The organism is Micromonospora polyrhachis (assembly GCF_014203835.1).
Classification (GTDB): Bacteria; Actinomycetota; Actinomycetes; order Mycobacteriales; family Micromonosporaceae; genus Micromonospora_H; species Micromonospora_H polyrhachis.
The window spans coordinates 2,688,429-2,711,199 of record NZ_JACHJW010000001.1 but is presented as its reverse complement, the minus strand read 5'-3'; the positions used below and the strand labels follow the sequence as shown (position 1 = coordinate 2,711,199).

General features: G+C 68.4%; 26 protein-coding genes and 1 riboswitch. Of the genes, 10 read left to right on the top strand and 16 right to left on the bottom strand.

What is annotated here, in order from left to right; translation table 11 throughout:
• Positions 1-4 precede the first annotated feature (4 nt).
• Entirely contained in the window at positions 5-1,378 is a 1,374-nt protein-coding gene (locus tag FHR38_RS11555; RefSeq protein ID WP_184534670.1) for a C39 family peptidase, read from the bottom strand.
• A gap of 236 nt (positions 1,379-1,614) precedes the next feature.
• On the opposite strand from FHR38_RS11555, the gene FHR38_RS11550 reads away from it, so the two are divergent.
• From FHR38_RS11550 to FHR38_RS11530, 5 genes are all read left to right on the top strand, one after another.
• On the top strand, positions 1,615-3,507 hold the full coding sequence (locus FHR38_RS11550) for a M14 family metallopeptidase (protein ID WP_184534669.1): 1,893 nt from the start codon (positions 1,615-1,617) through the stop codon (positions 3,505-3,507).
• A gap of 130 nt (positions 3,508-3,637) precedes the next feature.
• Positions 3,638-3,745, top strand: a riboswitch (cobalamin riboswitch).
• A 115-nt stretch (positions 3,746-3,860) separates the two neighbouring features.
• Positions 3,861-4,790 carry an ABC transporter substrate-binding protein gene (locus FHR38_RS11545; protein WP_184534668.1) on the top strand — a complete coding sequence of 310 codons (930 nt, stop codon included), beginning with the start codon at positions 3,861-3,863 and terminating at the stop codon, positions 4,788-4,790.
• 140 nt (positions 4,791-4,930) lie between these two features.
• Positions 4,931-5,959 carry a FecCD family ABC transporter permease gene (locus FHR38_RS11540; protein WP_246447203.1) on the top strand — a complete coding sequence of 343 codons (1,029 nt, stop codon included), beginning with the start codon at positions 4,931-4,933 and terminating at the stop codon, positions 5,957-5,959.
• The gene (locus tag FHR38_RS11535) at positions 5,956-6,774 is read left to right on the top strand and encodes an ABC transporter ATP-binding protein (RefSeq protein WP_184534667.1); all 819 of its coding nucleotides are present in this window, start codon (positions 5,956-5,958) and stop codon (positions 6,772-6,774) included. The genes FHR38_RS11540 and FHR38_RS11535 overlap by 4 nt, the downstream gene beginning before the upstream one ends.
• Positions 6,775-6,810: 36 nt before the next feature.
• Positions 6,811-7,188: a hypothetical protein gene (locus FHR38_RS11530; protein WP_184534666.1), complete on the top strand. Its 378-nt coding sequence runs from the start codon at positions 6,811-6,813 to the stop codon at positions 7,186-7,188.
• 32 nt (positions 7,189-7,220) lie between these two features.
• On the opposite strand, the gene FHR38_RS11525 is transcribed toward FHR38_RS11530, so the two are convergent.
• The 5 genes from FHR38_RS11525 to FHR38_RS11505 form a co-directional block, all read right to left on the bottom strand.
• Positions 7,221-7,958, bottom strand: coding sequence for an ABC transporter permease (locus tag FHR38_RS11525; protein ID WP_184534665.1), 738 nt, complete (start codon positions 7,956-7,958; stop codon positions 7,221-7,223).
• 70 nt (positions 7,959-8,028) lie between these two features.
• Positions 8,029-8,940 carry an ABC transporter ATP-binding protein gene (locus tag FHR38_RS11520; protein ID WP_184534664.1) on the bottom strand — a complete coding sequence of 304 codons (912 nt, stop codon included), beginning with the start codon at positions 8,938-8,940 and terminating at the stop codon, positions 8,029-8,031.
• Positions 8,937-9,260, bottom strand: a complete 324-nt coding sequence (locus tag FHR38_RS11515) for a transcriptional regulator (RefSeq protein WP_184534663.1) — start codon at positions 9,258-9,260, stop codon at positions 8,937-8,939. The genes FHR38_RS11520 and FHR38_RS11515 overlap by 4 nt, the downstream gene beginning before the upstream one ends.
• The gene (locus tag FHR38_RS11510) at positions 9,257-9,892 is read right to left on the bottom strand and encodes a transporter (RefSeq protein WP_184534662.1); all 636 of its coding nucleotides are present in this window, start codon (positions 9,890-9,892) and stop codon (positions 9,257-9,259) included. Before FHR38_RS11510 ends, FHR38_RS11515 begins: the two co-directional genes overlap by 4 nt.
• Positions 9,893-9,985: 93 nt before the next feature.
• Positions 9,986-11,284, bottom strand: a complete 1,299-nt coding sequence (locus FHR38_RS11505; RefSeq protein WP_312882047.1) for a serine hydrolase domain-containing protein — start codon at positions 11,282-11,284, stop codon at positions 9,986-9,988.
• 200 nt (positions 11,285-11,484) lie between these two features.
• On the opposite strand from FHR38_RS11505, the gene FHR38_RS11500 reads away from it, so the two are divergent.
• Positions 11,485-12,072 carry a hypothetical protein gene (locus FHR38_RS11500; protein WP_184534661.1) on the top strand — a complete coding sequence of 196 codons (588 nt, stop codon included), beginning with the start codon at positions 11,485-11,487 and terminating at the stop codon, positions 12,070-12,072.
• A 74-nt stretch (positions 12,073-12,146) separates the two neighbouring features.
• Here the strand turns inward: FHR38_RS11500 and FHR38_RS11495 are convergent, their stop codons facing one another.
• Positions 12,147-12,314, bottom strand: coding sequence for a hypothetical protein (locus FHR38_RS11495; RefSeq protein ID WP_184534660.1), 168 nt, complete (start codon positions 12,312-12,314; stop codon positions 12,147-12,149).
• 122 nt (positions 12,315-12,436) lie between these two features.
• Between FHR38_RS11495 and FHR38_RS11490 the strand changes: the two genes are divergently transcribed.
• Positions 12,437-13,051, top strand: coding sequence for an RNA polymerase sigma factor (locus tag FHR38_RS11490; protein WP_184534659.1), 615 nt, complete (start codon positions 12,437-12,439; stop codon positions 13,049-13,051).
• The gene (locus tag FHR38_RS11485) at positions 13,044-13,970 is read left to right on the top strand and encodes a CU044_5270 family protein (RefSeq protein WP_184534658.1); all 927 of its coding nucleotides are present in this window, start codon (positions 13,044-13,046) and stop codon (positions 13,968-13,970) included. Before FHR38_RS11490 ends, FHR38_RS11485 begins: the two co-directional genes overlap by 8 nt.
• Positions 13,971-14,051: 81 nt before the next feature.
• Here FHR38_RS11485 and FHR38_RS11480 read toward each other — a convergent pair whose 3' ends face one another.
• Positions 14,052-15,278, bottom strand: a complete 1,227-nt coding sequence (locus FHR38_RS11480) for a trypsin-like serine peptidase (RefSeq protein ID WP_184534657.1) — start codon at positions 15,276-15,278, stop codon at positions 14,052-14,054.
• A gap of 350 nt (positions 15,279-15,628) precedes the next feature.
• Between FHR38_RS11480 and pta the strand changes: the two genes are divergently transcribed.
• Positions 15,629-17,698 carry a phosphate acetyltransferase gene (pta, locus tag FHR38_RS11475; RefSeq protein ID WP_184534656.1) on the top strand — a complete coding sequence of 690 codons (2,070 nt, stop codon included), beginning with the start codon at positions 15,629-15,631 and terminating at the stop codon, positions 17,696-17,698.
• Entirely contained in the window at positions 17,695-18,858 is a 1,164-nt protein-coding gene (locus FHR38_RS11470) for an acetate/propionate family kinase (protein WP_184534655.1), read from the top strand. The genes pta and FHR38_RS11470 overlap by 4 nt, the downstream gene beginning before the upstream one ends.
• Before the next feature lie 15 nt (positions 18,859-18,873).
• Here the strand turns inward: FHR38_RS11470 and FHR38_RS11465 are convergent, their stop codons facing one another.
• From FHR38_RS11465 to FHR38_RS11430, 8 genes are all read right to left on the bottom strand, one after another.
• Entirely contained in the window at positions 18,874-19,191 is a 318-nt protein-coding gene (locus FHR38_RS11465; RefSeq protein WP_184534654.1) for a hypothetical protein, read from the bottom strand.
• A 57-nt stretch (positions 19,192-19,248) separates the two neighbouring features.
• Positions 19,249-19,728 carry a hypothetical protein gene (locus FHR38_RS11460; RefSeq protein ID WP_184534653.1) on the bottom strand — a complete coding sequence of 160 codons (480 nt, stop codon included), beginning with the start codon at positions 19,726-19,728 and terminating at the stop codon, positions 19,249-19,251.
• On the bottom strand, positions 19,725-20,243 hold the full coding sequence (locus FHR38_RS11455; RefSeq protein ID WP_184534652.1) for an ATP-binding cassette domain-containing protein: 519 nt from the start codon (positions 20,241-20,243) through the stop codon (positions 19,725-19,727). Before FHR38_RS11455 ends, FHR38_RS11460 begins: the two co-directional genes overlap by 4 nt.
• A 131-nt stretch (positions 20,244-20,374) precedes the next feature.
• Positions 20,375-20,746, bottom strand: a complete 372-nt coding sequence (locus tag FHR38_RS11450) for a hypothetical protein (RefSeq protein ID WP_246446451.1) — start codon at positions 20,744-20,746, stop codon at positions 20,375-20,377.
• A gap of 11 nt (positions 20,747-20,757) precedes the next feature.
• Positions 20,758-20,913, bottom strand: a complete 156-nt coding sequence (locus FHR38_RS11445; protein WP_184534651.1) for a hypothetical protein — start codon at positions 20,911-20,913, stop codon at positions 20,758-20,760.
• A gap of 31 nt (positions 20,914-20,944) precedes the next feature.
• The gene (locus FHR38_RS11440; protein WP_184534650.1) at positions 20,945-21,148 is read right to left on the bottom strand and encodes a DUF397 domain-containing protein; all 204 of its coding nucleotides are present in this window, start codon (positions 21,146-21,148) and stop codon (positions 20,945-20,947) included.
• Between the two features lie 331 nt (positions 21,149-21,479).
• The gene (locus FHR38_RS11435) at positions 21,480-21,683 is read right to left on the bottom strand and encodes a DUF397 domain-containing protein (protein WP_184534649.1); all 204 of its coding nucleotides are present in this window, start codon (positions 21,681-21,683) and stop codon (positions 21,480-21,482) included.
• Entirely contained in the window at positions 21,676-22,557 is an 882-nt protein-coding gene (locus FHR38_RS11430; RefSeq protein WP_184534648.1) for a helix-turn-helix domain-containing protein, read from the bottom strand. Before FHR38_RS11430 ends, FHR38_RS11435 begins: the two co-directional genes overlap by 8 nt.
• Positions 22,558-22,771 lie beyond the last annotated feature (214 nt).

The following is a 22,771-nucleotide window of genomic DNA, read 5'->3' as shown; positions in this document are numbered from 1 at the left end:
CCGGTTACCAGTTGGTCGAGCCGGCGACCTTCGGCCAGGGCATCCACCACGGCTTGATCAGGTACGCGACGCCACCCGGACCGCCGGAGACGCCACCGCTGGCGTTGTAGCGCTTGGTCCGCAGCCAGATCTGCTCGAACTGCTCCCGCTTGTAGACGTTGCGCACCACGTCGTTCGACGCCGAGGCCGGGTCGTTGACGATGACGTCACCGTCGGCGGTGAAGCCGACCACCACGAACAGGTGGCCCGCCGTGCCGTAGTTGGCCCCGTCCAGCTCACTGGCCAGGAAGGACTGGCTGGTGATGACCGGGATGCCGGCCTTGATGAAGCGCTCCACCTCGTCCAGCGAGTGCAGTCGGGTCACCTTGGCGTCCAACCCCGGGAACGAGGCGGCGTACGCGGTGTTGAACGGCCAGTTGCCAGCCCCCTCGTACGCGTAGTCGTAGACCATCCGGGCGGCGTGGTTGACCGTGTGGTCCGGGTATTCCGGGTTGACCCACGAGGTGTCCTCGGCCGACGGCTTCCGTCCCCAGTACTCGATGACCATCTCGGTGGAGGTGGGCGAGCACCAGGCCTGGCCACCGCCGTCGTACTCGGGGTAGTGGCCGGCGTGGACGTTCTGCGAGTAGGTGGGCACGGACAGCTCCCGACCCCAGGCGATGCCGCCGGCGCTCGGGGCGACGGTGAACCGGTCCGGGACGTACGAGCTCATCGCGCCGAGCATCGTGACCCGGGGCGCGCGTAACTGGCCGGGTGCGCGGTAGAGCGTCAGCTTGAGCTGGTACGCCTGGAGCATCACGCCGTTGGCCACGTCGTCGATGGAGAAGGTGTCGGTCCAGATCGACGACCACGGGTCGCCCTGCCGGTTGACGGTGGTACGCCGGATGTCCTGGTCACCCGAGGCCCAGCGGCCCATGACGTACCAGGGGGTCTGGTTTCCGGTGTTGTAGGTGCCCTGCATCTCGACCTGGATCCAGGTGCCGGCGGGGGTATCGGCGTTCCAGGAGGCGATCAGTTCGCTGGCGTCGAAGCCGACCTGGGTCACCGGGGAGGTCCAGGTGCTGTATTGCCAGGTCTTGGTGACGCCGGTGTGCGGGTCGGTGTAGTCGGTGGTGCCGGCCGGCTTCAGCATCGTGATGCCGGTACGGGCACCGGGCAGGGCGATGGTGCCGGCGTGGGTGCCGCGACGCCAGTCCGCGTAACTGTTCCAGTCCTGATAGGTGATCTGCTCGTCGTGCGTGATCGGGGCGCCACTGGTGGCGCCGGTTCTGGTGGTGCCGAGGGCACCGGGGGCGGCGTGTGCCGGTGCGGTGGTGCCGAACAGGGCGAGCGCGGTGACGCCGGCGAGGGCGACCGCGTGTAGACGGGGTCTGGCCATATGGCTGCTCCGGGGTTCGGGGGTTTACTGCCGTCACTATCCCGTCCGGAAGGAAGTTTCGCCAGATGTCTATTCGAAGAAGAATCCTGCCGAAAGCCGTGATCCGGTGAAGTGGGATCCGGTTCGGTGAACGTGAACCACGCAAAGAAAGAAAGTGATGGATATTGATATGACCATGGATCGGTGGTGCAGTTGTTCATCGACAGCGGGCTCCTCCCCACCCCCAGGAGGTTCGTATGCGCCTACGCGCACCCAGCACCCGATCCAGGTCGCCGCGCCGGAACACCATCCTCGCGGCGGCCCTCGCGATCGGGCTGATCGCCACCGTGACCGGCCCGGTCTCCGCCGACCCGGCCCCCAGTGCCCCCGAATCCGCATCGGCGAGTGCAGCCGCCACCCAGTATCGGGTGCTCGGGCCACGTACCCTGGCCGATCGCAACGCGGTCGCCCGGACCGGCGCGGCCATCGACTACAGCGAGCACGGCATGCTGTTCGTCTCCGCCACCGCGACCGAGGCCAAGGCGATCGCGGCACTCGGCTTCCGGCTGGAGGTCGTACCGGCCCCGTCGACCGGGGACGTCGGCATCACCGGCTTCCCGCCGGCCGACTCCAACTACCACGACTACGCCGAGCTGACCGCCGTCATCAACCAGGTGGTCTCCGACCACCCGACAATCGCCCGCAAGAGCAGCATCGGCAGCTCGTACGAGGGTCGGGACCTGCCGGTCATCAAGATCTCCGACAACGTCGCCACCGACGAGGACGAACCGGAGATCCTGTTCAACTCCCAGCAGCACGCCCGCGAGCACCTGACCGTCGAGATGGCGATCTACCTGCTCAACCTCTTCACCGACAACTACGGCACCGACTCGCGGATCACCAACATCGTCAACACCCGCGAGATCTGGATCGTGCCGACCGTCAACCCGGACGGCAGCGAGTACGACATCGCCACCGGCTCCTACCGGTCCTGGCGCAAGAACCGGCAGCCCAACAGCGGCTCGTCGTACGTCGGCACCGACCTGAACCGCAACTGGTCCTACCAGTGGGGCTGCTGCGGAGGCTCGTCCGGTTCCACCTCGTCGGAGACCTACCGCGGCCCGTCCGCCTTCTCCTCACCGGAGACCGCGGCGCTGCGTAACTTCGTCAACGGCCGCGTCGTCGGTGGTATCCAGCAGATCAAGGCCAACATCGACTTCCACACCTACTCGGAACTGATCCTCTGGCCGTTCGGCTACACCACCGCCAACACCGCACCCGGCCTGAACACCGACCAGGAGGCGACCTTCCGCACCCTCGGTCAGCAGATGGCGGCCACCAACAACTACACCCCGGAACAGTCCAGCGACCTCTACATCACCGACGGAGACAGCATCGACTGGATGTGGGGCCAGCACCAGATCTTCGCGTACACCTTCGAGATGTACCCCGGCCAGTTCGGTGGCGGCGGCTTCTACCCGCCCGACGAGGTGATCCCGGCGCAGACCTCCCGCAACCGGGAAGCCGTCCTGCTGCTCAGCGAGTACGCCGACTGCCCGTACCGGGTGATCGGCAAGCAGGCCGAGTACTGCGGTGACGGGGGCGGCGGTGGCACCACCGTCTGGTCCGACACCTTCGAGACGGCGACCGGCTGGACCACCAACCCGTCCGGCACCGACACCGCCACCTCCGGGGCGTGGGAACGGGGCACCGCCCAGGCGACCAGCTCCAGCGGTGCCAAGCAACTCGCCCCGTACGCGGGTAGCAACGACCTGGTCACCGGTCGGCTGGCCGGCACCTCCGCCGGTGACTACGACATCGACGGCGGCGTGACCAGTGCCCGTTCACCGGCGGTGACCCTGCCGGCCAGCGGCACGCTCCGGCTCTCGCTGGCCTGGTATCTCGCGCACGGCTCCAACTCATCGTCCGCGGACTACCTCCGGGTCAGTGTCGTGCACAGTGGCGGCACCACCGCCCTGCTCACCCAGAACGGAGCGGCCAGCAACCGCAACGGCACCTGGACGACAGCGAACCTCGACCTGTCGGCGTACGCCGGGCAGTCGGTCCGCATCCTCATCGAGGCCGCCGACGCCAGCGGCGCCAGCCTGGTCGAGGCCGGCGTGGACAACGTCACCATCACCGCCTCCTGATCTGGGTTAGGGAAGGGCCCCTTCTTATCGCTTCTCGCATAGGAAGGGGCCCTTCCCTAACCGCGGAACCCAGCCGGTGCCAGCCGCTGCTGTTGGTGCGCTACGGTGCTTGCGACCAACCTGCAGCGAAGCCGGTGCGAATCCGGCGCTGTCCCGCAACTGTGATACCCCGTACCTCCGGCCCTGGCCGGGGATCTTCGGCCCGCCGCCGGGCGTGCCGAAGCGGGGGTGAGCCAGGTCGCCTGCGGTGTGGTCGCGACCAGCGTTCTCGAGGAAGAGCGTCTCGCAGGCGGGCCTCGGGCGAACCCGGTCCCTGTCGGCGAAGCAACGAATCCTCGACCGACAGGAGGACCATGAAGAGGCGTACGTCCCTGGTTTTCGCCGCCGCTTTCGCGGCGGTCGTGGCGCTCGGCGGGTGTGCCGACAACTCGAAGGACCAGCCGTCCGGCGAGGCCAGCGGTGCCGCCGGGTTCCCGGTGACCGTGGGCGCGGTCACCCTCGACCAGCGGCCCGAGAAGATCGTTTCACTGTCGCCTGCCACCACCGAGATGCTCTTCGCGATCGGAGCGGGCAAGCAGGTGGTGGCCGTGGACAACCAGTCCAACTACCCGCCGGAGGCACCCAAGAGTGACCTGTCCGGCTTCACCCCGAACGCCGAGGCGATCGCCGCGAAGAACCCCGACCTGGTGGTGATCTCCAACGACCTCAACAAGATCGTGGACCAGCTCACCAAGCTGAAGATCCCGGTCTACCTGGCTTCGGCGGCAACGAAACTGGATGACACGTACGCCCAACTCGGCGACCTCGGCAAGCTCACCGGGCACGCCGACGAGGCGGCCGACCTCAGCCAGCGGATGAAGGACGACATCGCCAAGCTGGTCAAGGACCTGCCGCAGCGGGCGAAGAAGCTGACCTACTACTTCGAACTCGGCCCGGAGTACTACTCACTGACCAGCAAGACCTACGTCGGTGCGATCTTCGCGCAGCTCGGTATGGAGAACATCGCCGATTCGTCCGACGCCGACGGGAGCAACGGGGGTTATCCGCAGCTCTCCCAGGAAGTGATCGTCAAGGCCAACCCGGACTTCATCTTCCTGGCCGACACCAAGCAGGCCAAGCAGAGCCCCGAGACGGTCAGGGCGCGCAGCGGCTGGGCTGGTCTGACCGCCGTGAAGAACAACCAGGTGGTTCCGCTGGACGACGACATCGCCTCGCGCTGGGGCCCGCGGGTGGTCGACCTGGTACGTACGGTCGCCGACGCGGTGGCCAAGGTGCCGGCGTGACCTTGCGCCGGATTCGTGGTGCGGAAGGGACCCTCCCGGTACAAAAAGCGACAACGAGGGGCCCCTCCGCACCCCCGGCGCGGCCGGGCCGGGAGGCTCGGCCGACGGGAGTACGGCCGGCGGGGCTACGCCCGGCCGGGCTGCGGCCGGGATGGCTGGTCGGCGGGCTCGTCGCCGTCTTCGTCGCCCTGATCGTCGGCGTGGCACTCGGGCCGGTCAGCCTGCCGCCGGGCAGTGTCGCCCTCGAACTGCTCAACCTGCTGCCCGGGGTGCACCTGGACAGTGGGTTGACCGAACGCGAGGTCGCCATCATCACCGAGCTGCGGCTACCCCGGGTGGTGCTCGGGCTGCTCGTCGGCGGGATGCTCGCCCTGGCCGGCGGCTGCTACCAGGGCGTGTTCCGCAATCCACTGGCCGATCCGCACCTGCTCGGGGTGGCGGCCGGTGCCGGGCTCGCGGTTACCGCTGTGATCGCCTTGGGCGTGGGCGGTGGGGAGATCAGCGGGCTGCCGATCACCGTCCCGCTGGCTGCCTTCGTCGGCGCGACCGGGGCGGTGCTGATGACGTACGGGCTGGGCGCGGCGGGTGGCCGGGATCGATCGCCGACCACCCTGATCCTCGCCGGGGTGGCGGTCTCCGCCTTCCTCTCCGCCGGGCAGACCTACCTGTTACAGCGCAACGCCGACAGCATCCAGCAGGTCTACTCGTGGCTGCTCGGTCGGCTCGCCACCGCCGGGTGGCACGACGTCAGAGTGCTCCTGCCGTACGCGGCGGTCACCGCGATCGTGGTGCTGCTGCACCGCCGGGAACTCGACACCCTCTCGGTCGGCGACGAGGAGGCGACCAGTCTGGGCCTGCACCCGCAGCGGTCCCGCTATCTGCTGATCGCCGCCGCCTCGCTCGGCACCGCCGCCGCCGTGTCGGTCTCCGGACTGATCGGCTTCGTCGGGATCATCGTGCCGCACGCCGTACGGCTGCTCGCCGGGTCGAGCTACCGCGTCATCCTGCCCCTGTCGATGCTCTTCGGCGGGGCGTTCCTGGCCCTCACCGACGTGGTGGCCCGGACCGCCGCCGCCCCGGCCGAGATCCCGATCGGTGTGGTTACCGCTCTCTTCGGCGCTCCGTTCTTCGTGCTGGTGCTGCGGACCACCCGGCAGGTGGCGTCATGACCGCCAACCTGACCGCCACGAGCGCGCCGACCGCCGTCGAGGCCGTCGACCTGCGGGTCACCCTGGACGGGGCGTGCATCCTGGACGGTGTCGACCTGACCGTCGCCGTCGGCGAATGGGTCACCATCATCGGCCCGAACGGCGCCGGCAAGTCGACCCTGTTGCGCGCCGTCGGCGGCCTGCTGCCCGCGTCGGGCTCGGTCTCCCTCTTCGGTACGCCGAGCGCGAAGCTGCACCGCCGTCAGCGGGCCCGGGTGGTGGCCACGGTCGCCCAGTCTCCGGTCGTCCCGCCCGGGATGGCGGTCTTCGACTACGTGCTGCTCGGGCGTACGCCGTACATGCCGCCGCTGGGGCGGGAGTCGGCCGCCGACCTGTCGGCGGTGCACGACGTACTGGGAAGGTTGGACCTGGGCCGGTTCGCCGACCGTCCACTGACGACACTGTCGGGTGGTGAGCGACAGCGGGTGTTCCTGGCCCGGGCGCTGGCCCAGGGGGCGACCCTGTTGCTGCTCGACGAACCGACCAGCGCCCTGGACATCGGTAACCAGCAGGAGGTGCTGGAGTTGGTCGACCAGTTGCGCCGGGACCACGGGCTGACCGTGCTGGCGACGATGCACGAGTTGTCGATCGCCGGCGAGTACGCCGACCGGCTGGTGTTGCTGGCCGGGGGGCGGATGGTGGCGGCCGGGCCACCGCGTGCGGTGCTCACCGAAGAACTGCTGGCCACCCACTATCGGGCCCGGGTACGGGTGATCGACGGCGCCCACGGCCCACTGGTGGTGCCGGTCCGAGGGCCCGCCGAACAACAGAGCTGAGAGCCTTTTTCACGTTGATCGACATAGACTGCGCGGATGCGACGCGACAAGTGGGCTTCCCTCGGCTATCTGGTGATTGCGCTCGTTGGCTTGGGCTATCTGTTGTGGTTGCTCGGCTCGTCCACCACACCGTCGGCGTACCGCTCGTCAGACCCGGAGAACGGTGCACGGGTGGTCTGCGGATCGGTGCTTCATGTGCCGGAGGACGCCACCGAGGATGGGCTCAAGTCCGGTGACCGGGCGGAGGAGAGGAATGCCGGCAAGCAGGTGATTCTGCCGGTACGAGAGAATGAGCGGGCACTGTGCGAGGCGACCCGCAGCCGCTCGGTCGGCATCGCCGTGATCGTGACCATCCCCATCGCCGTCTTCGCGGTTCTGGCGATCTTCTCCTGGCGGGGCAGGCAGACCGGCTGACCACCGGTCCTGGGAGGGGGCGTCGGGTCGGGTCAGCTGAACCGTCGGCCCTCGTCGCGCCGGTAGGCCCAGACGGCCAGCACGGCCAGCACGACGATCCAGCCGACCAGGGCGATCAGCGAGACCGGGTTGGGGTCGAAGTCGCCGACGGCGGCCCACATCAGCTCCACCGCGCCCCGGGTGGGCAGGTAGGGCGCGATGATCTCGATGAAGCCCGGTGCGCTGCCGGGGGCGGAGAGCAGGCCGCCGCCGAAGGCCAGCGGGAAGAAGAGGACCTGGGCGACGGCGAGCGCGGCCTTGCTGGGCAGGGCGTAGCCGATGGCGAGCCCCATCAGGGTGAACGGGATCGAGATGAGCACCACCGAACCCAGCCCGGCCAGGAGACCACCGAGGGTGATGGTCGCTTCGGTCCCCACCGCGGCGATGATCACCACCGGGATGATCGGCAGGATCAGCATCACCAGGCCGGCGAGGACGCGGCCGGCGAAGCGCGGAAACGCCCCGGCCGGCAGGGTCCGGGTGTACGGGTCCCAGGGCTGGGCCCGGTCCTCGGACACTCCGATGCCGTACTGGAAAAGATTGCTGGTCATCACCGCGAAGGTCACCATCGACGCGGTGGCGTAGGTGGCGGCGACCGGGTCGTCCCCGGCGAACGGCACCACGAAGAACAGCATGGACACGGCGGGGAAGAAGGCGCTGCCGATCACCGCGATGGGGATGCGGATGGTCTCCAGGAGTTGATACCTGGTGTGGACGAGGGTCAGGTGCACGTCGGGTCTCCCGGTCAGGCGGTGATCGGTTGGTCAGGCGGCGGTCGGCTGGTCGGCAGCGAGTGGCTGGTCAGGCGGCGAGCGGCTGCCCGTCGTGTGCGGTGGTCGACCGCTCATCGCGGCCGGTGATGGCCAGGAACGCCTCCTCCAGGGAGGTGGGCCGGATCTCCAGGTTGGCGAAGTCGACCCCGGCGGTGACCAGTTCGCGGACCAACTGGTCGGCGTCCGTGGTGAGCAGGTGGGTACGACCGTCGGCGCGCTCGACACCGACCACACCGGCCAGTCGGGGCAGCACGTCGGTGGTGTCGAGGCTGACCCGGCGGGCCCCGACGACGCCCCGGATGGCCTCGACGGTGTCGTCGGCCAGCACCCGGCCCTGCCCGATCACCACGACCCGCTGGGCGAGCGCCTCGATCTCCTCCAGGTAGTGGCTGGTGAGCAGCACCGTCCCGCCTTCGGCGTGGAAGCTGCGGATGCCGTCCCAGAGGGCGTGTCGGGCCTCGACGTCCAGACCGGTGGTCGGCTCGTCGAGGAAGACCAGTTGGGGGCGGCCAACGAAGGCGAGCGCCACGGCGAGCCGGCGCTTCTGCCCGCCGGACATGCCGCCGGTCTGCCGTTTGGCGAGGTCGGCGAGGCCGAACCGGTCGAGGAGTTCGGCCCGGGGCACCGGGTCGGGGTAGTGGGCGGAGACGAAGTCGACCACCTCACCGACCCGCAGGGTGGGCGGCAGGCCGGTCTCCTGCGGGGTGACCCCGATCCGCTGGCGGCGGGCCGGTTCGCGGGGGTCGCCGCCGAAGAGTTCGACCCGGCCGGAGGTGGGCCGGCGGATGCCGACGAGCAGGCTCAGCAAGGTGCTCTTGCCAGCCCCGTTGGGGCCGAGCAGGCCCACCAGTTCGCCGCTGCTGACGTCGAGGTCGACGTGGTCCAGGGCCAGGACGTCGCCGAACCGGCGGGTGACCTGGTCGGCGCGGGCGAGGATCATCGTTGCTCCTTGGCGTCGGAAAGGTCGAGCAGGGCGCGTACCGCTGCGGTGTATTCCTCGAAGGCCAGCCGGCCGCGTCGGCCGAGGGCGACGAGGGTCGCCGGGGTACGACCCTGGTGGGTCTTGGTGATGTCGACGTAGCCGGCGTCTTCGAGCTTGCGCAGGTGTACGGAGAGGTTGCCGGCGGTCATCTGGAGGATGTCCTGGAGCCGGGGGAAGGTGATCTGGTCGCCTTCGGCGAGGGTCGCGAGGGTGGCGACGACCCGGAGCCGGGCCTGGGCGTGGATGACCGGGTCGAGTTCGGGCGGGGGTGCGCTCATGACTTTCGCCGAAGTGCGGCGATGGTGCCGGCGAGCAGCAGGCCGCCCCCGCCGCCGAGCGCGATGATCAGGGCGTGCCAGCCCGGTCCGGCGATCAGTCCGGCGACATTGAGCACGATGATCCAGGCGCCGAGCCAGAACAGGTTGCGGTCGAGCCAGATCGCGCCACCGGCCATGAGCAGTACGCCGACGAGGCCGACCGCGCTGGCCGCCCAGAGCAGCCCCTGAAGGTCGTCGGGGAGCAGGGGGCTGATCTTGATGTTGACGGCGAAGAGGCTGACGTTGCCGAGGAACCAGGCCAGGCCGTACCACGTGCCACGTTGGGAGGAGGCCCCGACGACCTGCCCGTACGCCTTCGCTCCGGCTCCGCCGGTGATGATGCCGGCGGCGGCCAGCAGTACGAAGAGGACGGTCAGCGGCAGCCATTCGGGCAGGTCGACGAAGATCCGACCGTCGGGGCCGAAGCGGAGGAAGAACAGCCCGAAGCCGACCAGCCAGGCCACCCCCCACGGCCAGTGGAACAGGCGCGGGTCGGGGTTGAGTCGCCGGGACACCTCGGCCTGCTGCTCGGTGATCAGGCGTAGTGCCTCGGCCGGGTCGGCGGGCGGGATGTCGTCATCACTGGGGCTCACGTAAACAACTTTAAGACACAAAGTCCATGGCGCGGTAAACGGGGGCCGACGACGTCGACCCCCGGCTACCGCCCTCTGCCGTCTATCGGCAGGTCAGCCCTGGTGGGGCTGGCCTGACGGTGGCGTCGCGGTCAGCGCCGGCCCGCCGGGTGCCGGGGCCACCCGCAGTGGGCCACCCGTCACCCCCTGAGGGCTCGGGTCGCCGATCGGCCCACTGGTCGTGCCGCACAACGCCGTGACGGCGAAGTCGACGGTCGCGGAACTGATCGGGTCGGGCTGGCCGGGCACCGCATAGTGGGTGAGGTTCGCCGCGAACGTGAGCTGGCGACGACCGTCCGGCGAGTGCAGCGAGAGTGCACTGTGCCCCAGCACGATCCCGTCATGGCCCCATACCGTGCCGCACGGCAGCGCCAACCTCACCAAGCCCAGGCCGTAGCCGCCGGTCGCCGGCCGGGCCGGGTCCAACGGCACGGTGGTACGCATCTGCGCCAACTCCGCCGGCGGCAGCAACCGGCCGTCCAGCAACGCCCGATAGAAGTGGTTCAGGTCGGACGGGGTCGAGATCAGCTCACCGGCCGTACCTGCCCAGGACATGTTGTAGACGCTGAAGTCCCGTAGTTCACCGCCGTACCAGGGAACATAGCCCTTGGCGTGTGGACCGACGATGCGGGTGTTGGTGCCGGGGAAGTACGTCTGGAACAGGCCCAACGGTCGGATGACCCGGCGGTAGATCTCCAGTTGGGCTGGCCGACCGGTGACCTGCTCCAGGATCAGCCCGGCCAGGATGTAGTTGGTGTTGGAGTAGGCGAACGTCGCGCCGGGGACGTTGGTCGGCGGCATGTCGAGCCCGATCCGGGCCAACTCGCGCGGGTCGAACGTGGTGTTGCGGTGTCGCTCCACGTCCTCGGGCGTGGCGAAGACGACCCGGTCGTAGCTGCCGATGCCGCTGGTGTGGTTGAGGAGCATCCGGACGGTCACCCCGTCGGCCGCGAAGTCGGGAAGGTACGTCCCGACCGGCGCGTCGAGTGCGATTCGCCCCTCGCCGACGAGTTGGAGCAACGTGGTCGCCACGAACGTCTTGGTGACGCTGCCGATCCGGTGCTGGAGTCCGGGGCGCATCGGCCGACCGTTGCCGAGGTCGGCCGTGCCGCTCGCGCCTCGCCAGGTGACCAGGTTGTCGCGTACCTCGGCGAAGGCCCCGACCATGCCCGCGTCGGTGACCTTGACGAGGGCGGCCTGTAGCTCGCTGCCGGGCAGTTCGCCGTGCTGTTGCTGGGCCGGGATCGGGCCACTGCTGGTGGCGGCGGCCGGCGTCGCTGCGGTGGCGAGCATGGCCAGTGCCAGCACGGCGGCACCGGCGGCTCGCGTTATCTTCCTTGGTAATCCCCGCACATTGCCTCCTCTGTGGACAGTTGATGCGGCTGTCCTAACCCCATTTGATCACAAAACTCGCAATCCTCCCCGATGGGTCACCCCGAGTCCATCGATTCCCGGCATTGGTGAGGGGTGAAATATGACGTGTCGTGCCTTGGCAACCTCGCTCGGTAATTGCACACTGGTCGAAAAGGGCGCTCCTGATGGGAGGAGACCTGGTGTGGCGGCAGTTTCGGCTGGGGTGGATGCGGCACGTGGCCCATATGGTCGTCGCCCGGCTGCGACGCCTGTCCCGGCGACTGCGGCAGTGGGTCTCGAACCATCAACGACAGACCACCCTGATCGGTGTGGCCAGCCTCCTGGTGGCGGCGACCGCCCTGCTCAACGACGTACGCTCGGCGAGTCGGTCACCTGCCGACAGGGTCCCCGGCGCAGTCGTCGCCGGTGGCCCGACCGAGACTCCGAAGACCGATCCCGGTGCCGCTGCGTCGACGACGCCGAAATCACCCGTGCCGAAGACCTGGCCCGCAAAGATCGTCAATACGTACTCGGAGGAACAGCGACGATTCCGGGGAGTGGTTGCCGCTCGGAGTCCCTACATTCCCGGCCGTGCCGACCGGGGATATCCGGAAGGAACCGTGATTTACGTCATCTGCCAGGCGCACGACGGACGGCTGGTGGCGGACGAGGTTTCCGGTCGGCAACTCTCCTCGACGATCTGGAACAGAACCACCGACGACGTGTGGGTCCCGGACATCTATTCGGATCTGCCCAAGGGGACCGGTGACCTGCCCCCGAAATGCTGAAAGCCCTCAGCCCGGCAGCGCGGGGGCGAGCAGCGGTGCCGGCCATCCCTGTTGTCGCGCCGACAGCGCCGCCATCACACCGAGAGTCGGACGCGACCCCCGGACGGGAGCCGCCGGATCTCCGCATCCAGGCGAGCCGCCTCACTTTCGAGCACGCTGTCGAGGACCTGTAGGCCCCACTCGTTGAGCAGGCCGCTGTGGATGGCGTACGCGCGTTCGAGTGCCATCCGGTGTACACGCATGCCCGAACTTCGTGATCTTCATCGGCTGGTTCAAGCACGCGGTCGCGTGAAGAGCGCGTGAACCGTTTCGCGGTGGCCGGCGGATAACAGGTGATGATTCCTGGCTCCGCGGAAGGGCGTGCATGAATCGTTCCAGACAAGTCGGGGCCGCCGACGTCGGCACAATGACGGACGCGGCCATCATCAAACGGTCCGTCCAGGACCCCGAGAGTTTCGCGCTGATATTCGACCGGCATGCACCGCACATTCACCGCTATCTGGTGAGACGGCTCGGTGCCGGGATCGCCGACGACCTGGTTGCCGAGACGTTCCTGGCGGCGTTCCGTCGCCGGAAGCGATTCGACCCGGCCTATCCGGAAGCCCGGCCATGGCTCTACGGGATCGCCACCAACATCGTCAGCCAGCGTCGGCGCGAGGAGGAACGCGAATACCGGCTGCGGCAGGCGTACGTACCTACGACGAGCGAGGCGTCACATGCCGACCGAGTCGTCACCGTGGTCACCGCGCAGTCACTGCGTCAGACGTTGTTCGACGCTCTGGCCAAACTCTCCGCCCGTGATCGCGACGTGCTGTTGCTGATCGCCTGGGAGGAATTGACCTACGACCAGGTAGCGGCGGCGTTGTCGATCCCGGTCGGCACCGTGCGCTCACGACTCAACCGCGCCCGCAAGCTGCTCCGCGAGAACTTGAGCAGCGATCCCACCAACGCAATCGAGGAGACACTGAGCAATGGATGATCTGCGACTGCTCCAGGAAATCGGTCAGGAGATCCCGCCGGCGACACTCGCACAGTTGGCCCCGGCCCGCAGCCAGCTGTTGGCCGCAGCGACCGCCGAGTCTCCCGCCCCCAGGGCGGTCGGGCGTTCCCACCGCTGGAACTGGCGGTTCCTGCTCAGTGGCGTGGCCGCCGCAGGCGTCGCGGCGGCCGTTGCCGGGGTGGTCGTACTCGCCCCCGGTACGCCCGACGGCGGTAGCGCCCCGGATTCCCAGCAGGCCGCCCAGGCCGACCCCGCCTGGGTGCTGATGAGCGCGGCGACCGCAGCGCGCCAGCTGCCCGACATCACCCCCCAGCCCGGACAGTTCGTCTACCGGCGGAGCCAGGAGGGATCGACAACCTACGAGAGCTGGCTGTCGGTGGACGGGACCCGGGACGGCCGGGTGAAGACGACGTCCGGCAGCGGCAACGAGCAGACGGTCGTTCCGGGTTGCCGGAACGGGCAGGCCGCCGTGGTGAAGGGTGGCCAGGTAATTGCGGGGCGGACCGAGCCCTGCACCCCGAACCCCGCGTACCACCCCGACCTGCCCACCGACCCCGCTGCCATGAAGGCGTACCTGCTCAAGAACGCGAGCGGCGAGGGCGAGCCGAACTCCATCGCCAAGGACGTGGCCAGCCTCGCCGCAGACTATCTACGTCCGCAGTCCCGTGCGGCGCTGTACGAAGCCGCGATCACGGTGCCGGGCCTCCGTGTGATCAAGGAGGCCGCGGACGGCATGGGCCGGCGCGGTATCGGCATTGCCTGGCCGACCACGGGGGCGGACGGCCCGAAGGAAATGATCATGGTCTTCGACGCCAAGACCCACGCCCTCCTCGGCTTCGCGAAGTCGTCCGCGGAGCTGGCCCTCACCATCGTCGACCAGGTCGGTCAGACCGGCTGACCGTCCGTACCATCCGGGCGGGCCGCCCCAGGGGCGGCCCGCCCAACCTTGCCTGCCCTTTCCGGGCGCTCGGCGGGGCTATTACATGGTCATGGGATCCAGATGTTGGACACTGTTGTAGAACCTCTGCGTGTCCCGGCCATAATATGGGGAATACATGTACGGCGAATCGTCTTCCGCGAAACTGTTGTGCCCGTTGACGGTTCCCCAATTACCGTCGAAATTGGTGAGCCAGTAACCGCCGGATGATCCCCCGGTCATGGTGTTCGCCATGTAGATGATGCTGGCTCCAGCGTCATAGGCCTGGCCAACGACCTGGTACAGATTCTCACCGTCGTACGGCGGGTCCGCCGGGTAGCCAAAGGCGTTGCTGTACGGGTAGTAGGGCAGGTTGAACGAGATCCCCTGCGCACCCAGCAGGTCCTGGATCTTCTTGCCCTCGGAGTTGGGCCAGACGATGGCCGCACCCACATCACCGTGCCAGTCACGCTTGGTGACCCAGTCGGTCTGGGCGAAGAGGGTGCGGGCGTACCAGTAGCCGTACGGGGCTGCCTGCCTGGGGAAACGCTGCCCGTCGCTGTAGGCCGGTACGAAGATCCAGTTGGCGGCGTAGGCCCCGGCGTCGTACACGCAGTGGCCTGCGGTCCAGACCAGCGACTTACCCGAACCGATGACGAGGCCGGCCGAGCAGACGTAGTCCGTCCCCTTGTGGTTGAGGAAGACCTTGCCCATGGTGCGGGCTACCGCGTGGAAGACCGAGTATTCGGGCTTGGACGGCGCTCCGGCCACGGCGTTGGCCGTGGCGGTGCCGGTCGACCCGGTCACCACGTTGGCGGGAACGGGCTCGGTCTCCGGCTTGTGGGGCGGGACCGTCAGCGGCTTGCCGCGCAGTTTGTGGGTGACCGCCGCTTCGCCAGCGACCCGGTTGGCGGTGGGCGCCGACACCGTGGCGCCTGGTGCCAGGTGAGGTTGCTGTGTGTCGTCCTTGAGCCTCTGCTCGATCGGGCGCGCCGCGCGCATCCGCTCCGGGGTCCAGTACGCCGACAGTGCCCGCTCGTAGTCGGCGGCGGTGGCGTCGGCACTGACGCTGGCGTGGGGGCTGACCTTGGTGCTGGCGCGGTTGATCGTACGGGCCACATCCGGGGTGAGCGGGGCGATGCTGGCGGCCGCTGCGCTGGCCTTGGACAGGGTGGGCCACTGCTCCGCCCGAGCATGGTCTCTCGCCATGCTCGGTGGTGCCGCCGCCACGATAAGCGCCATGGAAATCGCTGCGGTTGCGGCGATCCCGCGTAGCGGTCGTCGGAACATGCATACCTCCAGATGACGGGTGAAATGCGACCCGCAGGAAACTATGAGTAGAAATTCGCGGGGCGCCCTTAAATTAGCTGCCGATCAGGGGCCGTGAGTGTCGGATAATGGATCTTGAAGGGGTCGGTTCATCCGTTGTGGAAGTGATTCTGGCGGCTTGTTCAGGTCGAGGTAGACCACGAACACGTTCTCGGCACCCGGGGTGCGTGGACCCGTCAGATAGCCGGCCCCACTGACTGGCCTCCGCACCCGTTTAGAGTGGTCAACCCCGGTGACACAGGGCGACCGCCCTGCGGAAGTGGGGCCGTCGGACCCGAGCCGACCGCCCGAAGATCTTCTAGGGTGGGTCCGTGGCGCGCAGTGTGTACCTGACCAGCGTGGGATCGGGCGGCGGGAAGTCGACCATTGCCCTCGGGCTCGCGGAATTGCTGTCCCGACAGGTCGATCGGATCGGCGTGTTCCGGCCCCTGGTCGGCGGAACCGGGCCCGACCCGATACTCACCCTGCTCAGCGAGCGCTACCGGATCGACCTGCCGCTGGCCGACCTGAGCGGCACCAGCTACGCCGAGGCGACCGCGCTGGTCGCCGACGGGCGACGCGAGGAACTCATCGGCAGCATCGTCGAGCGGTACCGGGAAGTCGAGCGGCGCTGCCCCGCAGTGGTCGTAGTGGGCAGCGACTTCGCCGACGGCGGCGATGGGGCCGGCCCCCGCGAACTGGCCTTCAACGCCCGGCTGGCCACCGAGTTCGGCAGCGTGGTGGTGCCCGTCATCGACGGCTTCGGGCAGGAACCGGCCGCGATCGCGGCGGCGGCGCGCGGGGCGTACCACGATCTGGCGGACCTCGGGGCGACGGTGCTGGCGGTGATCGCCAACCGGGTGCCCGGCCCGATGACGCTGCCCGAGCTGCCCGTGCCCACGTACGCCATCCCGGAGGTGCCGACCGTGTCGGCACCGACGGTGGCCGAGGTGGCGGCGGCCCTCGGCGGCACCCTGCTCGCCGGCGACGACGACGCCCTCAGCCGGGACGTGCTCGACTACGTGGTCGGGGCGGCACAGCTACCGACGCTGCTGGACCATCTCACCGAGGGCGCGCTGGTGATCATGCCGGGCGACCGGGACGACCTCCTGGTCGGCACGAGCGCGGCACACGTGGCCGGCCAGGTCTCGGTCTCCGGAATGGTGCTCACCCTCGGCGAGCAGCCGGACCCACGGGCGATGCGGCTGGTCGAGGCGCTGAAGCCCGGGCTCGCGGTGATCTCGGTCCCCAGTGACAGCTATCACACGGTCGCCGCGTCCAGCCGGATCGAGGGACGACTCAGCGCGGCCAACCCGCGCAAGGTGGAGGCCGCGCTCGGTGTGTTCGAGCGCTGCGTCGACACCGACGACCTGGCTCGCCGGCTGCGGGTCAGTCGCTCCGAGCGGGTCACCCCGATGATGTTCGAGTACGACCTGATCGACCGCGCCCGGACCCGACGCCGGCACCTCGTGCTGCCCGAGGGGGCGGAGGAACGGATCCTGCGGGCGACGGAGATCCTGCTGCGCCGGGGCGTCGCCGACATCACCCTGCTCGGCCGTCCCGACGACATCACCCGCCGCACCCGCGAACTGGGCATCGACATCGGCGGCGCGCAGATCGTCGACCCCGCCGCCAGCGAGTGGCGTGACGAGTTCGCCACCACGTACGCCGAACTGCGCGCGCACCGGGGCGTCACCGTCGAGCTGGCCTACGACATCGTCGCGCAGCCCAACTACTTCGGCACCCTGATGGTGCAGACCGGGCACGCCGACGGGATGGTCTCCGGTGCCACCCACACCACCGCCGCCACCATCCGTCCCGCCTTCGAGATCATCCGGACCGTGCCGGGTGTATCGGTCTCCTCCAGCGTCTTCTTCATGCTGCTCGCCGACCGGGTGCTCGTCTACGGCGACTGCGCCGTCAACCCCGACCCGGACGCCGCCCAACTCGCCGACATCGCCATCTCGTCGGCGGACACCGCCGCCCGGTTCGGCATCGAACCGAGGGTCGCCATGCTCTCCTACTCCACCGGCAGCTCGGGCGCGGGCGCCGACGTGGAGAAGGTCGCGGCGGCCACCAAACTGGTCCGGGAGCGCCGCCCCGATCTGCTCGTCGAGGGACCCATCCAGTACGACGCGGCCATCGACCCGGCGGTGGCGGCCACGAAACTGCCCGGCAGCGAGGTCGCCGGCCGGGCCACGGTCTTCATCTTCCCGGACCTGAACACCGGCAACAACACGTACAAGGCGGTGCAGCGCTCCGCCGGGGCGGTGGCCGTCGGCCCGGTCATGCAGGGCCTACGCCGACCGGTGAACGATCTGTCCCGGGGTGCCACCGTGGCGGACATCGTCAACACCGTGGCGATCACCGCCATCCAGGCCGCTGTCGAGGAGTCGTCATGATCGCGCCGTCCGTCGGTGCCACCGCCCCGCAGGATGCACCCGCCGACCGGGTCCTCGTCCTCAACTGCGGGTCGTCGTCGGTGAAGTTCCGGCTGTACGACGGTGACCGGGTGATCGACAAGGGCATCGTGGAGCGGATCGGTGAGCCCGGCGGCGGGCCAGCCGACCACGAGACGGCCGTCCGGGGCATCCTCGACGGGCTCGACCTGACCGGACTGACCGCCGTCGGGCACCGGGTGGTGCACGGCGGGATGCGATTCGGCGAGCCGGTGCTGATCGACGACGCGGTACTGACCGCCATCCGCGACCTGATCCCGCTCGCGCCGCTGCACAACCCCGCCAACCTGACCGGCATCGAGGTCACCCGGGCGGCGCTGCCGGACGTACCGCAGGTCGCCATCTTCGACACCGCGTTCCACACCACGCTGCCCGAGGCCGCCGCCACCTACGCGATCGAGCGGGACACCGCCGAGCAGTACGGCATCCGGCGGTACGGATTCCACGGCACCTCGCACGAGTACGTGTCACGGCGGACCGCCGAACTGCTCGGCCGCCCGTACGCAGAGGTCAACACGATCACCCTGCACCTCGGCAACGGGGCGAGCGCCTGCGCGGTGGCCGGCGGCCGGAGCGTGGCCACCTCGATGGGAATGTCCCCGCTGGAGGGCCTGGTGATGGGCACCCGTAGCGGCGACCTGGACCCGACGGTGATCTTCCACCTGCGCCGCGAGGGCGGACTCTCCGTCGACGAGATCGACGACCTGCTCAACCACCGCAGCGGGCTGCTCGGCCTGACCGGCGTCAACGACATGCGCGAGGTGCTCGCCCGCCGGGCCGACGGCGACGCGGCGGCGACGCTGGCCTTCGACGTCTACTGCCGGCGGATCACCGGCTACGTCGGGGCGTACTACGCCCTGCTCGGCCGGGTGGACGCGATCACCTTCACCGCTGGCGTCGGCGAGCACGCCGCACCGGTGCGCGCCGCCGCCCTGGCCGGGCTGGACCGCCTCGGCATCGCCGTCGATCCAGAGCGCAACGCGGGCATCGGGGACCGGGTCATCTCGCCGCCGGACTCGGAGGTGACCGTCTGCGTGATCGGCACCGACGAGGAACGCGAGATCGCCCGCCAGACCCGCGCGGTGGCGGGGTCGATCGGCTGAGCTGCCGTCTGGTAACTAACGACCGCGTGATCTGGAGACGACTGGCGAGGCCAGCATGGCGATGCCGACCAGCGATAGTAGGAATGCGACAAGCAGCGCCAGGTAGCGAATTTCGGTCGTCGAGTATGCACGTATGACGTGAGTGCGCGCATCCCATTGGTCGAACGCGACCCAGATCGAGAGCGTGGCGAAGCCACCGAAGAGGAAGGCGCATCCTCGGGTCACCGATCGGCTGGCCGGGGTTGTCGGCCGAACGCGGGTGGCCAGGACGAGTCCCAGTAGGGACAGCCCGGCCAGGAGCGTCGTGGCCACGCCAAGGACCCACACTGGCATCCGTCTGCTCCCATCTCGGTGTAGTGGCTCCACTTTAGAGCGATGGTGAACTTCTACTCAGCCAAGCAGGGCGCATGCCACGTCCGTCTGACTTCGCTGCCATTCGACAGGGCCGTTCCGGACAACCTGTAGCGGGGGGAAGGTGGACCCCTGCCACTGCGATTGACGTTGCGTTGGCAGCGTTATGTAGACGGTCTTCGTGCCCCACGGGCGTTCCACGGTCACCGGTACGGGCCACGCATCGGCGGTCACCGCAGGGCAGTCGGTGACCTGGTAATACAACTTGATCCAAGCCTCCTCGTCGCGTTGCAACGTGATCGGAAAGTCCCCTTCGACCGCCGTCAACTCAAGTCCGGTGCCGCTACGGCCGGCGTCGATGATGGTTACCGGCAGGCGGCTGGTGTTGCGCAGGCTGATGCCGTAGAAGATCGTCCCGTGGTTGGCGCCGTATTCGGAGCCTGCGCCAGGCCCGAACCGAGGCGTGATCGCACCAGCCCACCAGGCCGCCCCGGTTGCCAGGATGAGAACGATGATCATCGCCCCGATCCACCGTTGACAGTCTCTCCAGCGTTCTGATTCGGACCCGTCGATCGAACGATAGACCCCCGTTTCCAAGGGCCTGTCCCCTCAGCTTGATCATTAGAGAAGCCGGCTACAGGCAGTGGTCTTGTGCCGTTGCCCGGCGGGCTGCGCGTTTTCCCTTTGCTCTGCTTCCCTATCGGAAACATCACACTGACTAGGGGAAACGCTGCGGTGTTGAATCTGGCGTCAGCGGGGAGGTTGCTCTCGGTAACTCTCTGTGGCAGGAAACCGACCCGCGCCGCGATGGCCTGCGGGCCGCCGCGATGCAGCATGTCGACGCCCAGCACCGACAGCGTGCCGCCACGCGAGGTGCGCAGCCCGACCAGCGTGTGCAGCAGCGTGGTCTTGCCCGAGCCGTTCGGCCCGAGCAGCGCCGTCACCCCGGTCCCCACCATCAGGTCGAGAGATCGGAACACCCAGCGTCGCCCATACCGTTGGGCCAGGCCGCGCCCGGAGATGACAGCGTCCATCGGCTCTCCCGCAGAAGTTCTTACGGCGCACCTTGCGGTTTCTTCGACGCTACGCCGCTGCGGCTCTGGATTCGGGAACGGAGCTGATTCTCCGCGTGGCAGGGCTGCCAAGGGTAGGCCGGTGACAGGCCCTAGGTGATTTTTGATGAGCTGCTGTTCTGACCGCCGTTCGTGGTGGTCGGGGGTAGCCTCCTCACCCAGGTGATGAACGCCGATAACGCCAGCAGTACCGCGCCCGTAGCGCCGATGAGGACCGCGTACGGCACCACAGCGTCAGCCATGCTGATCCAGCTCGGCACCCCGGCGTCAGCCATGCTGATCCAGCTCGGCACCCCGGCGTCGTGCACAATGCCCAGTTGCTTCGGATCGCTGCCGTCGTTCGGCGCGGCCACCACCCAGCCACCGCCGCAGGCGGTGAGAAACCCGCAGATCGGCCCGATGATCCCGGGCGACCGCGATCCGGCGACGCGTGCCCGACGTGCCGCGATCCACAAAATCGGCACCAGTAACGCCGTCACGCCCGGCGGATGTCGCAGACGCTGATGCCGAGATCGTGGTAGACGCGTTGATTGCGTGCCACGGCGGCCATCGCTCGCCCACCAGTGAACCGACCGTCTGACCGGTTACCGCACCAGCGAATGATCTTGCGACGACCGAAGGCGGTGCCCATGCTCGGGCACCGTCTTCGGCATCAGAGAGGGTCAGTGGGTGCGGTTGGTGGTCTTGGTGGCGGTGACGAAGGTGGCCCAGGCGGTGGGGGTGAAGGTGAGGGCCGGGCCGGTTTGGTCTTTGCTGTCGCGTACGGCGACGATGCCGGTGAGGTTGTCGGCGACCTCGACGCACGCGCCGCCGTTGTCGCCGCTGCGGGTGCTCTTGCGCCAGCGTGCGCCGGACAGGTTAGCCATGGTGGACCTCCGCGATGATCTTGCTAATCATGCTCTTCGATTGTTGCGCAGTGCGCCCCTGCCTTTGGCCTTGGTGATCATGACGCTATGGACCTAACCGCTCGGTTTTAACGTCCATAGCGTCATGATCGCCTCGTCGGGGCGGAGCGAGTTCGTCGATGGCTGGGCCGCAGCGCCGGACGCACGGCGGGCGAATGCCTCATCTCGGAGACAGTCACGACTTTGCTGAGGCCCTGAAGGGTGCAGGGTGTCAGCGTCGCCGGTTTGTGAACAAGTGTTGCTGCCGGGGCTACAACAAGTGTTCACAAAGCCTCGGGGTTGAGGGCGGGGGTTAGTGGGTGCGGTAGGTGGTCTTGGTGGCGGTGACGAAGGTTGCCCAGGCGGTGGGGGTGAAGGTGAGGGCCGGGCCGGTCTGGTCTTTGCTGTCGCGTACGGCGACGATGTCGGTGAGGTTGTCGGCGACCTCGACGCACGCGCCGCCGTTACTTCCACTGCGGGTGCTCTTGCGCCAGTGTGCGTCGGACAGGTTAGCCATGGTGGGCCTCCGCGATGATTTTGCTGATCATGCTCTTCGATTGTTGCTCATCCAGGGTCAGCGCATCCAGGCTCGCCCACACCTTTTCGTATGCGGCCAGCTCGCTGGGCCGGTCGAGATAGAGCGCCCCGGTCCATGACTCGCAATAGACCACGGGCGGCTCGGGGGTGGACCGGTTGCCGGGTGGAAAGCTGAGCATCATGAAGGTGCCGGCTTCAGCGCCAAGGTGTGCGCCGGCGGCCAGTGGCAGCACCCGGATGGAGAGCTGGGGCAACTGGGTCAGCTTGAGCAGGTGGCGGAGTTGACCAGCCATCACCGCCGGCCCGCCAACGCACTTGAGCAGGACCGATTCGGAGAGCACCGACTCCAGCCGGGGTGGTCTGGGTATCCGGCGGGTCAGGAGGCGTTGCCGCTGTCGCCGGACACCGATCCGGCGATGCATCTCCTCGTCGGTGAGGTCAGAACGGTCTCCGTGAACGCCGAGCATGTAGTCCTTGGTTTGGAAGATGCCTGGGATGAGGGCGTCGTCGTAGCCGCGTAGGTGGGACGCGGCGGACTCCAGGCCGACGTACAGCTCGAACCACTCGGGTACGGCGTTGCCGTAGGCGTGCCACCAGCCGCTGGACTTGGTCTGGGTCGCCAGCCCGGACAGCGCCTCCACCAGCTCGGGCGCAACGTCATAGAGATCGCACAACGCCTTGACGTCCGGCACCCGGGTCGGGCCGAGTCCACTCTCGATCCGCCAGATCTTCTGCCGGGTGCAGCGCAGGGTGCTGGCCGCCCCGTCGAGGGTGATGCAGGCTTCCTCGCGGAGCTGGCGCAGCGTTCGGCCCAACTGCCGCCGGGGCACCGTCGAGCCAATGTCTTCGGTCATCAAACAACCCCCAGTCAAATTTTTTAACATCTCCCCGGCCTCTCTCCCTATCGGTATCGGGACGGGGGAAGAATGTCAATGGGCGCGTCAAAAACTGGCGCATTTTTGGCTTTGCCGTGCTGGTCAGCGGGGCACAGAATGAGTTTCGGCACGGCGGCCATCCCTACTCTCCCCGTCCTGGCCGCCGTGCCTTGAAAGCCGTAATAGCCGAATC

What these genes read in the sequence shown, in the direction of transcription:
- FHR38_RS11485 (WP_184534658.1), top strand. Translation starts at nt 13,044, where the DNA reads ATGGATGATCTGCGACTGCTCCAGGAAATCGGTCAGGAGATCCCGCCG.
- FHR38_RS11480 (WP_184534657.1), bottom strand. Translation starts at nt 15,278, where the DNA reads ATGTTCCGACGACCGCTACGCGGGATCGCCGCAACCGCAGCGATTTCC.
- FHR38_RS11520 (WP_184534664.1), bottom strand. Translation starts at nt 8,940, where the DNA reads ATGATCCTCGCCCGCGCCGACCAGGTCACCCGCCGGTTCGGCGACGTC.
- FHR38_RS11550 (WP_184534669.1), top strand. Translation starts at nt 1,615, where the DNA reads ATGCGCCTACGCGCACCCAGCACCCGATCCAGGTCGCCGCGCCGGAAC.
- FHR38_RS11535 (WP_184534667.1), top strand. Translation starts at nt 5,956, where the DNA reads ATGACCGCCAACCTGACCGCCACGAGCGCGCCGACCGCCGTCGAGGCC.
- FHR38_RS11460 (WP_184534653.1), bottom strand. Translation starts at nt 19,728, where the DNA reads ATGATCATCGTTCTCATCCTGGCAACCGGGGCGGCCTGGTGGGCTGGT.
- FHR38_RS11435 (WP_184534649.1), bottom strand. Translation starts at nt 21,683, where the DNA reads ATGGCTAACCTGTCCGACGCACACTGGCGCAAGAGCACCCGCAGTGGA.
- FHR38_RS11440 (WP_184534650.1), bottom strand. Translation starts at nt 21,148, where the DNA reads ATGGCTAACCTGTCCGGCGCACGCTGGCGCAAGAGCACCCGCAGCGGC.
- FHR38_RS11430 (WP_184534648.1), bottom strand. Translation starts at nt 22,557, where the DNA reads ATGACCGAAGACATTGGCTCGACGGTGCCCCGGCGGCAGTTGGGCCGA.
- FHR38_RS11545 (WP_184534668.1), top strand. Translation starts at nt 3,861, where the DNA reads ATGAAGAGGCGTACGTCCCTGGTTTTCGCCGCCGCTTTCGCGGCGGTC.
- FHR38_RS11455 (WP_184534652.1), bottom strand. Translation starts at nt 20,243, where the DNA reads ATGGACGCTGTCATCTCCGGGCGCGGCCTGGCCCAACGGTATGGGCGA.
- FHR38_RS11490 (WP_184534659.1), top strand. Translation starts at nt 12,437, where the DNA reads ATGAATCGTTCCAGACAAGTCGGGGCCGCCGACGTCGGCACAATGACG.
- FHR38_RS11495 (WP_184534660.1), bottom strand. Translation starts at nt 12,314, where the DNA reads ATGCGTGTACACCGGATGGCACTCGAACGCGCGTACGCCATCCACAGC.
- FHR38_RS11530 (WP_184534666.1), top strand. Translation starts at nt 6,811, where the DNA reads ATGCGACGCGACAAGTGGGCTTCCCTCGGCTATCTGGTGATTGCGCTC.
- FHR38_RS11515 (WP_184534663.1), bottom strand. Translation starts at nt 9,260, where the DNA reads ATGAGCGCACCCCCGCCCGAACTCGACCCGGTCATCCACGCCCAGGCC.
- FHR38_RS11555 (WP_184534670.1), bottom strand. Translation starts at nt 1,378, where the DNA reads ATGGCCAGACCCCGTCTACACGCGGTCGCCCTCGCCGGCGTCACCGCG.
- FHR38_RS11470 (WP_184534655.1), top strand. Translation starts at nt 17,695, where the DNA reads ATGATCGCGCCGTCCGTCGGTGCCACCGCCCCGCAGGATGCACCCGCC.
- FHR38_RS11445 (WP_184534651.1), bottom strand. Translation starts at nt 20,913, where the DNA reads ATGGGCACCGCCTTCGGTCGTCGCAAGATCATTCGCTGGTGCGGTAAC.
- FHR38_RS11465 (WP_184534654.1), bottom strand. Translation starts at nt 19,191, where the DNA reads ATGCCAGTGTGGGTCCTTGGCGTGGCCACGACGCTCCTGGCCGGGCTG.